The organism is uncultured Blautia sp., assembly GCF_902497045.1.
Classification (GTDB): domain Bacteria; phylum Bacillota; class Clostridia; order Lachnospirales; family Lachnospiraceae; genus Blautia_A.
In genome coordinates this window covers 1-11,104 of the sequence record NZ_CABVDF010000082.1, presented here as the reverse complement: position 1 = coordinate 11,104, position 11,104 = coordinate 1, and the positions used below count along the sequence as shown (strand labels likewise).

Here is an 11,104-nt window from a genome sequence, read left to right as displayed (position 1 = left end):
CTAGTAACTATTCGAAAATCACCATCCACGAGGATGCTGAAGAGTTACCGAATTAAATAATATTATATGGAGGGAAATTAAAATGGCAAAATTAACAACAGAAGAATTTATTGCAGCAATCAAAGAGTTATCTGTATTAGAGTTAAATGAACTTGTAAAAGCTTGTGAGGAAGAGTTCGGTGTATCCGCAGCAGCAGGCGTTGTAGTTGCAGCAGCAGGTGCAGCAGGCGAGGCAGCTGAAGAGAAAGACGAGTTCGACGTAGAGCTTACAGAAGTAGGCCCGAACAAAGTTAAAGTTATCAAAGTTGTTCGTGAAGTAACAGGTCTTGGCCTGAAAGAAGCTAAAGCAGTAGTTGACGGTGCTCCGAAGGTAGTTAAAGAGGGCGCTTCCAAAGCTGAGGCTGAGGACATCAAGACAAAACTGGAAGCAGAGGGAGCAAAGATCACTCTGAAATAATTCAGTCTGAACAAAAGATACAGCGCAGGGACGCCGCAGGTGTTCCTGCGTTTCTTTTTTTATTCAATAGGAAAGAAGTGTATTTTATCCTGGCTTTTCTGTTGAATAAAAAAAGAAATGCAAGTATGTGAAAAAAACCAAAAAAAGTGATTGACAGGTTGACAAGGCTATGTTATAGTGAAAAATGCTATATTATGGCAAGATATGCCTGTTTGCCTTAAAATACAAACAGGATCATGTTATAATAAATAAGAAAACAGGGGTGAAACGTCAATGGAAAAAAACAGAATTCGTTCTGTAAAAACTGGAAAAAGCATGCGTATGAGCTACCAGAGACAAAAAGAAGTCCTGGAAATGCCGAATCTGATCGAAGTCCAGAAAGATTCCTACAAATGGTTCCTCGATGAAGGGTTAAAAGAAGTATTTGATGATATTTCTCCAATTGCGGATTACGGCGGAAAGCTTAGTCTGGAGTTCATCGACTTTACATTTGACGCAAAGGATGCGAAGTATACAATTGAGCAGTGTAAAGAACGTGACGTGACTTATGCCGCACCTTTGAAGGTTCGAGTGAGACTGATTAACAAGGAAACAGAAGAGATCAACGAACACGAGATTTTCATGGGAGACCTTCCGTTAATGACGGAAACAGGTACATTTGTGATCAACGGTGCAGAGCGTGTCATCGTAAGCCAGTTGGTACGTTCCCCTGGAATCTACTATGCGATCGCACACGATAAAGTTGGTAAAAGGTTATTTTCCAGTACCGTAATCCCCAACAGAGGTGCATGGCTGGAATATGAAACTGATTCCAATGATGTATTCTATGTTCGTGTGGACAGAACCAGAAAGGTTCCGATCACTGTGCTGATTCGTGCCCTTGGTATCGGCACCAATGCGGAAATCGTAGATTTATTTGGTGAGGAGCCCAAGATCCTTGCCAGCTTTACAAAAGATACCTCCACTAATTATCAGGAAGGTCTTTTGGAATTATATAAGAAGATCCGTCCGGGCGAGCCTCTGGCAGTAGAGAGCGCAGAGAGCCTGATCATGGCAATGTTCTTTGATCCAAGAAGATACGACCTTGCCAAGGTAGGACGTTACAAATTTAATAAGAAGCTTCATTTTTATAACAGGATCACCGGTCATAAGCTTGCAGAAGCTGTTGTGGATCCTTCTACAGGCGAGATCCTTGCAGAGGAAGGCGCTAATGTAACCAAAGAACTGGCCTATACGATCCAGAATTCAGCGGTTCCTTTTGTATGGATCCAGGGCGAAGAACGCAAGATCAAAGTTCTTTCCAACCTTATGGTGGATATTGCATCCTATGTTGACCTTGACTGCGATCCGAAGGATCTGGGTATTACAGAATTAGTATATTATCCTGTCCTTGAAAAAATTCTGGAAGAAAATGACAGCCTTGAGGATATCAAAGATGCTATCCGCAGAGATATCCATGATCTGATTCCGAAGCACATTACAAAGGAAGACATCCTTGCTTCTATTAACTACAATATGCATTTGGAATACGGCCTTGGAAATGATGATGATATCGATCATTTGGGCAACCGTCGTATCCGTTCTGTTGGAGAACTGCTTCAGAACCAGTATCGTATCGGCCTTTCCAGACTGGAAAGAGTGGTACGTGAACGTATGACAACTCAGGACACAGAGAATATTTCTCCGCAGTCCCTGATCAATATAAAACCTGTAACCGCAGCAGTGAAAGAGTTCTTTGGTTCTTCACAGCTGTCCCAGTTCATGGATCAGAACAATCCGCTGGGTGAGCTGACTCACAAGAGACGTTTGTCTGCCCTGGGACCAGGCGGTCTGTCACGAGACAGAGCCGGATTCGAGGTTCGAGACGTTCATTATTCTCATTATGGACGTATGTGCCCGATTGAAACTCCTGAGGGTCCGAACATCGGTCTTATCAACTCCCTTGCATCCTATGCAAGAATCAATCAGTATGGTTTCGTTGAGGCTCCATACAGAAAAATTGATAAAACGGATCCATCCAATCCGGTAGTAACGGATGAGGTTGTTTATATGACAGCCGATGAGGAAGATAACTACCATGTAGCACAGGCCAACGAGCCTCTGGACGAAGAGGGACACTTTATCCATAAAAACGTATCCGGTCGTTTCCGCGAGGAGACACAGGAATACGAGAGACATATGTTTGACTATATGGACGTATCTCCTAAGATGGTATTTTCTGTTGCTACAGCGCTGATTCCGTTCCTTCAGAACGACGATGCCAACCGTGCGCTGATGGGATCCAACATGCAGCGTCAGGCGGTTCCGCTTCTGACAACAGAAGCTCCGGTCGTTGGAACTGGTATGGAAACAAAAACAGCGGTAGACTCGGGGGTTTGTGTAGTAGCGAAGAAATCCGGTACTATCCTTCGTTCTACATCTACAGACATCAGCATTAAAAACGACGATGGAACAAAGGATGATTACCATCTGACTAAATTCCTCAGAAGTAACCAGAGCAACTGCTATAACCAGAAGCCGATCGTGTTCCAGGGAGAGCATGTAGAGGCCGGACAGGTTATCGCAGACGGTCCTTCAACTTCTAATGGTGAGCTGGCTCTTGGTAAGAACCCGCTGATCGGATTTATGACCTGGGAAGGCTACAACTACGAGGATGCTGTCCTTTTAAGTGAAAAACTTGTTCAGGACGATGTTTATACATCTGTCCATATTGAAGAATATGAAGCAGAAGCCAGAGATACAAAGCTGGGACCGGAAGAGATCACAAGAGATGTTCCGGGCGTTGGTGATGATGCTCTGAAAGATCTGGATGAGCGTGGTATCATCCGTATTGGTGCAGAGGTACGTGCCGGAGATATTCTGGTGGGTAAGGTTACACCAAAGGGTGAGACAGAGCTTACTGCGGAAGAGCGTCTGCTCCGTGCTATTTTTGGCGAGAAGGCAAGAGAGGTGCGTGACACTTCCCTTAAGGTTCCTCATGGTGAATACGGTATCATCGTTGATGCAAAAGTGTTTACAAGAGAGAACGGCGATGAGCTTTCTCCTGGTGTAAATCAGTCTGTTCGTATTTATATTGCTCAGAAACGTAAGATTTCTGTTGGTGATAAAATGGCCGGTCGTCACGGTAACAAGGGTGTTGTTTCCCGTGTACTTCCTGTTGAAGATATGCCGTTCCTGCCAAATGGCCGTCCGCTGGATATCGTACTGAATCCTCTGGGTGTGCCGTCACGTATGAACATCGGACAGGTGCTGGAGATCCATTTAAGTCTTGCAGCCAAGGCTCTTGGCTTTAATGTGGCAACTCCTGTATTTGACGGTGCAAACGAAAATGATATCCAGGATACACTGGAACTGGCAAATGATTATGTAAATACAGAGGACTTTGAAGAGTTCCGTGCAAAATATCAGGATGTGCTTGCTCCCGATGTTATGCAGTATCTGGATGAGAACAAAGCCCACAGAGAACTGTGGAAGGGTGTTCCGATTTCCAGAGACGGTAAAGTTCGCCTTCGTGATGGACGTACCGGAGAATACTTTGACAGTCCTGTAACAATTGGACACATGCACTACCTGAAACTGCATCATCTGGTAGACGATAAGATCCATGCACGTTCTACAGGCCCATACTCCCTGGTAACACAGCAGCCGCTGGGTGGTAAAGCTCAGTTTGGTGGTCAGCGTTTCGGAGAGATGGAGGTTTGGGCTCTGGAGGCCTATGGAGCATCTTATACTCTGCAGGAGATCCTGACAGTGAAGTCCGATGATGTAGTAGGTCGTGTAAAAACCTATGAAGCAATCATCAAAGGTGATAATATTCCTGAGCCGGGAATTCCGGAGTCCTTCAAGGTTCTGCTGAAAGAGCTTCAGTCTCTTGGTCTTGATGTAAAAGTCTTAAGAGATGATAATACAGAGGTGGAGATCATGGAGACCGTGGATTACGGCGATACAGATCTTCGTTCCGTGATCGAAGGAGACAGACACAGCAGAGAAGAAGAATCCTTTGGAAAACACGGTTATACACAGCAGGAGTTCGAGGGTGAAGAACTTGTAGATGTGGAAGAGGAAGACGATGAAGAGGAAGACGCATTCCTTGACTTCGACGAAACTCTTGATGACGAAGAATAGAAAGGGGAAAGAATACATGGCAGAAACAACCAATACCAATGCAACATATCAGCCAATGACTTTCGATGCCATTAAGATCGGACTGGCGTCCCCTGAGAAGATCAGAGAGTGGTCCAGAGGTGAGGTCACAAAGCCTGAGACTATTAACTATCGTACTCTGAAACCAGAGAAGGACGGACTTTTCTGTGAAAGAATCTTCGGGCCGAGCAAGGACTGGGAGTGCCACTGCGGTAAGTATAAGAAAATTCGTTATAAAGGTGTTGTCTGCGACCGATGCGGTGTTGAAGTCACCAAAGCATCTGTCAGAAGAGAGCGTATGGGTCATATCGAGCTTGCAGCTCCGGTTTCTCATATCTGGTATTTTAAGGGTATCCCGTCCAGAATGGGTCTTATCCTTGATCTCTCTCCGAGAACATTGGAAAAAGTTTTATATTTTGCAAACTATATCGTACTGGATCCGGCTGATTCCGGACTCCAGTACAAACAGGTCCTGACTGAGAAGGAATACCAGGATGCCCGTGAATCTTACGGAAACGGCTTCCGTGTAGGTATGGGTGCAGAATCCATTATGGAACTTCTTAAGGATATTAATCTGGAAAAAGATGCGGAAGAGCTGAAAAAAGAGCTTGTAGATGCAACTGGCCAGAAGCGTGCAAGAATCATTAAACGTCTGGAAGTTGTGGAATCCTTCCGTGAATCCGGAAACCGTCCGGAGTGGATGATCATGACTGCGATCCCGGTAATCCCGCCGGATCTTCGTCCTATGGTACAGCTGGACGGCGGACGTTTTGCAACATCTGACCTGAATGATCTGTACAGAAGGATCATCAACAGAAACAATCGTCTGAAAAGACTGCTGGAGCTTGGTGCTCCGGATATCATTGTCCGCAATGAAAAACGTATGCTTCAGGAAGCGGTAGACGCTTTGATCGACAATGGACGTCGTGGCCGCCCTGTTACCGGACCGGGAAACAGAGCACTGAAATCCCTTTCTGATATGCTGAAAGGTAAATCCGGACGTTTCCGTCAGAACCTTCTTGGTAAACGAGTTGACTATTCCGGACGTTCTGTTATCGTCGTTGGACCGGAGCTGAAAATTTATCAGTGCGGTCTTCCGAAAGAGATGGCTATCGAGCTGTTCAAGCCTTTCGTTATGAAAGAACTTGTTGCAAACGGTACCTCTCACAATATTAAAAACGCCAAGAAGATGGTAGAGAAGCTTGAGCCGGCAGTATGGGATGTCCTCGAGGATGTCATTAAGGAGCATCCGGTTATGCTGAACCGTGCACCTACACTGCATCGTCTGGGTATCCAGGCGTTTGAGCCGATCCTTGTAGAGGGTAAGGCGATTAAGCTTCATCCGCTTGTTTGTACAGCGTTTAACGCTGACTTTGACGGTGACCAGATGGCGGTACATCTTCCGCTTTCTGTTGAGGCACAGGCAGAATGCCGTTTCCTCCTTCTGTCACCAAACAACCTTCTGAAACCGTCAGACGGTGGTCCGGTAGCTGTTCCTTCACAGGATATGGTGCTTGGTATTTACTATCTGACACAGGAAAGACCGGGATATCCGGGAGAAGGCAAGTTCTTCAAGAGCGTAAACGAAGCAATTCTGGCTTATGAAAATAAAGTTATTACACTTCAGTCCAAGATCAAGGTGCGCTGCACCAAGACAATGCCGGATGGAACTGTTCTTACTGGAAATGTAGAGTCTACACTGGGACGTTTCCTGTTTAATGAAATCCTTCCGCAGGATCTGGGATTTGTAGACAGAAGTGTTCCGGGAAATGAACTTTTACTTGAAGTAGATTTCCTGGTAGGCAAGAAACAGCTGAAACAGATTCTGGAAAAAGTCATTAACACTCATGGAGCGACCAAGACTGCTGAGGTTCTGGATGCGATCAAAGCTACCGGATATAAATATTCCACACGCGCTGCCATGACAGTATCCATTTCTGATATGACTGTGCCGCCTCAGAAACCGGAGATGATCCAGAATGCACAGAATATCGTAGATAAGATCACAAAGAACTACAAACGTGGTTTTATTACAGAGGAAGAGCGTTATAAAGAGGTTGTAGAAACATGGAAAAAGACTGACGACGAGCTTACAAGAGCTCTGCTGGATGGTCTTGACAAATATAACAACATCTTTATGATGGCTGACTCCGGAGCCCGTGGTTCTGATAAACAGATCAAACAGCTGGCAGGTATGCGAGGCCTGATGGCAGATACAACCGGTCATACCATCGAGCTTCCTATCAAGTCAAACTTCCGTGAAGGTCTTGACGTACTGGAGTACTTCATGTCCGCTCATGGAGCTCGTAAAGGTCTTTCCGATACAGCTCTTCGTACAGCTGACTCCGGTTACCTGACAAGACGAATGGTTGACGTTTCTCAGGAACTGATCGTTCGTGAGACAGACTGCTGTGAAACAAGAGATGAGATTTCCGGTATGTATGTCAAAGGATTCATGGACGGCAAAGAAGAGATCGAGAACCTTCAGGAACGTATCACAGGAAGATTCTCCTGTGAGACAATCAAGAATAAAGATGGTGAAGTGCTTGTAAAAGCAAATCATATGATCACTCCGAAACGTGCTGCCCGTATTATGTCTGAGGGCGTGAACGCAGAGGGCGGTCCTATCGACCAGGTTAAAATCCGTACCATCCTTACCTGTAAGTGTAAGGTGGGTGTCTGTGCGAAGTGTTACGGCGCCAATATGGCTACCGGTGAGCCGGTACAGGTCGGCGAGTCTGTAGGTATTATTGCAGCTCAGTCTATCGGTGAGCCTGGTACACAGCTTACTATGCGTACCTTCCATACCGGTGGTGTTGCCGGCGGCGATATCACACAGGGTCTTCCTCGTGTGGAGGAGCTTTTTGAGGCACGTAAACCGAAGGGTCTTGCTATCATCACGGAAATTCCTGGTGTTGCAGTGATCAATGACACTAAGAAGAAACGTGAGATCATTGTAACAGATCAGGAAACAGGAGATTCCAAAACTTATCTGATTCCATACGGATCACGTATTAAGATTATGGACGGACAGCTTCTTGAGGCAGGTGATGAGCTTACAGAAGGTAGTGTGAATCCACATGATATCCTGAGAATTAAAGGTGTTCGTGCCGTTCAGGATTATATGCTTCGTGAAGTTCAGCGTGTATACCGTCTTCAGGGTGTTGAGATCAGCGATAAGCATATCGAAGTTCTGGTTCGTCAGATGCTGAAGAAGATCCGTATCGAGGATAATGGAGACACCGAATTCCTTCCAGGCACACTGGTTGACGTTCTTGATTTTGAGGAAGTCAATGAGCAGCTGGAAAAAGAAGGAAAGACTCCGGCAGAAGGAAAACAGGTAATGCTTGGTATCACTAAGGCATCTCTTGCTACAGAATCCTTCCTGTCAGCAGCATCCTTCCAGGAGACAACTAAAGTTCTGACAGAGGCTGCTATTAAGGGTAAGGTTGACCATCTTGTAGGTCTGAAAGAAAATGTTATTATCGGTAAGCTGATTCCGGCAGGTACTGGTTTGAAACGCTACAGTGCGATCAAGCTTGATACAGGAATGCCGGAAGAGGAAGAAGAGGTAGTAACAGAAGAAATTATTGAAGAAACTACTGAGATGGAAGATACTCTCCACGAAGCAGACAATCTTGAAGAAATCGCTGATACAGAAGAAACAGTTGAAGCAGAAGATACAGTTTTTGACGAAGAATAAAGAAAGCTGTTTCTGCAGTATATAAAGAAATACAAAAGAAGTCCTTTGGGTGTAAATGCCCAAAGGGCTTTTTTGATCTGCTTATTTCTTAAGAATTTGTGAAAAATTCTGGAATAAAATCGAAAAATACAGACAGAAAAACCACCTCATGTTATAATAGGGACACTAGTGAAGGGAGGGGAGCAGAATGGAGAAACAATTGCCGGTTTCTGTATGGCCGGAGTGGAAGATTATTGAAAAGATCGGAGAAGGATCTTTTGGCAAAGTATACAAAGCCCAGAGAACAGATCAGGGAAAAACATTCTATTCTGCGATCAAGGTCATTACCATTCCCTCCAGTCAGGGAGAACTTAGCAGTGTTCGTTCGGAAAATCCGGATGAGCAGTCTGTGAAGGAGTATTTTCACAGTCTTGTAGAAGATTGTATCCAGGAAGTAAATACTATGGAATATTTCCGCGGCAATTCTCATGTGGTTTCTGTGGAAGACTACAAGGTTGTAGAATATCTGGATGACATAGGGTGGGATATTTATATAAGAATGGAATATCTTACCGGTTTTCTGGATTATTGTGCAGGCAAAGAACTAAGTGAAAAAGAAGTGATCCAGCTTGGCATTGATCTGTGCAAAGCTTTGGAATATTGTCAGAAACAGAACATTATCCACAGAGATATCAAACCGGAGAATATTTTTGTATCCCGTTTTGGAGAGTTCAAGCTGGGGGATTTTGGAATAGCAAGAGAGCTTGACCGCAATGCCAGCGGACTTTCTAAAAAAGGAACGTTTTCTTATATGGCGCCTGAGATGTATAAAGGTGAAAATTACGATCACAGAGTGGATATTTATTCATTGGGTATCGTGCTGTATAAATTGAGAAATCATAATCGTCTGCCGTTTATCAGTCTGGGTAAACAGCTGATCACATACCGGGATAAAGAAAGTGCACTGACGCGGAGAATGTCGGGAGAGGAACTGCCTGCTCCCGCAGAGGCTGGAGATGGGTTAAGTCAGATAATCTGTAAAGCCTGTGCATATAGAAGAGAAGACCGTTATCAGACAGCAGAAGAATTCCGGGATGCTCTTGAAAGTTTGAAATATCAGAAGCCTCAGGACACTGCACGTAAAGAGGCATCAGAGAAAAAGAATGTCCCAAAAGTAAAGAAAGAGCCTGAAAACAGAAGAAAACAGGTGGAAAATAACAGATATTCACAGGTTTTGGCAAATGAACCCCGAAAAGAACAGAAATCAGAGTCAGACCGAAAACCAGCAAAAAGAATCAGCGGTTCTCCGGTTAAAAAAAGAAAAAAGAAATTCAATCCTCTGGTAGCGGCAGTGATTGTTATGACCATTGCAGTCTGTGTTGTGATAGGGGTCTGTGTATGGCTTGTAAGAGAAAGCGCAGAACTGAGAAGACTGAAGCAGTCGGTAACCGAAACCGTAGAATCAGCCGAAAATAAAAAACTGCAGGATACTTTGAAAAAGATTGCATCTCAGGCAACGGAAATCACAGAAAATTTGAATAATTATAACTGGATCGGATCTGAACAGGAAGGACGGATCAGCTATCTGAAAACAGAAGGAACAGAAACAGAATTAATGAAAGTTCTGATCTATCCTAAGCTTTCAGAGGACGGATATTATGAAGAATACTATTATTGGGAGGGAGAACTGTTCTTTGCCTATATATGGGCAGATCATCACTGCATTCCTGAACTGAAAGAGGGAGAACAGCAGGTAAATCTTTATTATTATGATGAGGGAGACCTGATACGCTGGATAGATGAAAATAACGTATGTCATGATAATGAAACAAACAACCATGAGTATTTGCAGAGAGAAGAAAAATACCTGGATAATGCGGAAAAATTTGCTATGGAGCTGAATGTGGGAACTTCGGCAGAAAGGACAGGAGATTAACATTGGAGAGGCAGAAGGTATCGTATCGAATTGAATACGCTTATGTATGCCATATAGGCAAGGTACGAAATAATAATGAAGATAACTTCTGGTGCTGCGGAGAATCCCTTCCTGCACAGAACCAGGGAATGGATCATATCAGAAGCGGAAGTATCTCACAGTCAGAACTTCCGCTTCTGGCGGTATTTGACGGTATGGGAGGCGAAAGCTGCGGGGAAATGGCGTCCTTTCTGGCTTCCGATGCCTGCGGAGAATACTATGGCCAGAAAAAAAGACAGTTTTCAAAAGATCCGGAGGGATTTTTGAAAGAAATATGTATGGAAATGAACCGGGCAGTCTGTGATTACAGTGAGGAAAATAAAATTCGCAGCATGGGTACTACAGCTGCAATGCTTATGTTTTCTCCGGAAGGAGCCTATGGCTGCAATCTTGGAGACAGCAGGATCTATCAGTCCGGGAAGGAAATGCTGAAAAGAGTTTCGCAGGATCATGTTCTGGGAGGATCTCTGTTTGGAAAGTCGCCTCTTGTTCAATATGTAGGAATTCCGGAAGATCATATGATGCTTGAACCTTCAATGACAAAGCTGGATGCAGTACCGGGAATGAGGTATCTGATCTGCTCGGACGGTCTTACAGACATGCTGTCTGACGGAGAGATTGCAGATATCCTGACCAGAGAAATATCGGTTCAGGAAACAGTAGAGCTTCTTTTGGACAGAGCTTTAAAAAAAGGTGGAAGAGATAATACAACAGTGGTTCTCTGTGAAGTCAGAGAGGCGGAAAAAAACTGGCTGAACAGATTGAAGGATAAAATTTGCAGAAGAAATAGCAAGGAGACCAGCTATGAAAAGTCAACCCTAAATTAGCAAAAAATTAAGTTCGTTTT

5 protein-coding genes are annotated in these 11,104 nt (G+C 44.4%); all 5 read left to right on the top strand.

Annotation, left to right across the window (positions count from 1 at the left end; all coding sequences use genetic code 11):
- Window positions 1-82 precede the first annotated feature (82 nt).
- Complete coding sequence (gene rplL / locus RDS42_RS07730; protein WP_015541728.1) at window positions 83-457, top strand: 50S ribosomal protein L7/L12; 375 nt, start codon at window positions 83-85, stop codon at window positions 455-457.
- Window positions 458-730: 273 nt separating this feature from the next.
- Window positions 731-4,582: a DNA-directed RNA polymerase subunit beta gene (locus RDS42_RS07725; RefSeq protein WP_308783139.1), complete on the top strand. Its 3,852-nt coding sequence runs from the start codon at window positions 731-733 to the stop codon at window positions 4,580-4,582.
- A 16-nt stretch (window positions 4,583-4,598) separates the two neighbouring features.
- Window positions 4,599-8,303: a DNA-directed RNA polymerase subunit beta' gene (gene rpoC / locus RDS42_RS07720; RefSeq protein ID WP_308783138.1), complete on the top strand. Its 3,705-nt coding sequence runs from the start codon at window positions 4,599-4,601 to the stop codon at window positions 8,301-8,303.
- 187 nt (window positions 8,304-8,490) lie between these two features.
- Window positions 8,491-10,218: a serine/threonine-protein kinase gene (locus tag RDS42_RS07715; RefSeq protein WP_308783137.1), complete on the top strand. Its 1,728-nt coding sequence runs from the start codon at window positions 8,491-8,493 to the stop codon at window positions 10,216-10,218.
- Window positions 10,219-10,220: 2 nt separating this feature from the next.
- Entirely contained in the window at window positions 10,221-11,084 is an 864-nt protein-coding gene (locus RDS42_RS07710) for a protein phosphatase 2C domain-containing protein (RefSeq protein WP_308783136.1), read from the top strand.
- Window positions 11,085-11,104: the final 20 nt, after the last annotated feature.

Bases quoted from the DNA above. Each gene is read 5' to 3' on its own strand.
- RDS42_RS07715 (WP_308783137.1), top strand. From the start codon at position 8,491: ATGGAGAAACAATTGCCGGTTTCTGTATGGCCGGAGTGGAAGATTATT.
- RDS42_RS07725 (WP_308783139.1), top strand. From the start codon at position 731: ATGGAAAAAAACAGAATTCGTTCTGTAAAAACTGGAAAAAGCATGCGT.
- rpoC (WP_308783138.1), top strand. From the start codon at position 4,599: ATGGCAGAAACAACCAATACCAATGCAACATATCAGCCAATGACTTTC.
- rplL (WP_015541728.1), top strand. From the start codon at position 83: ATGGCAAAATTAACAACAGAAGAATTTATTGCAGCAATCAAAGAGTTA.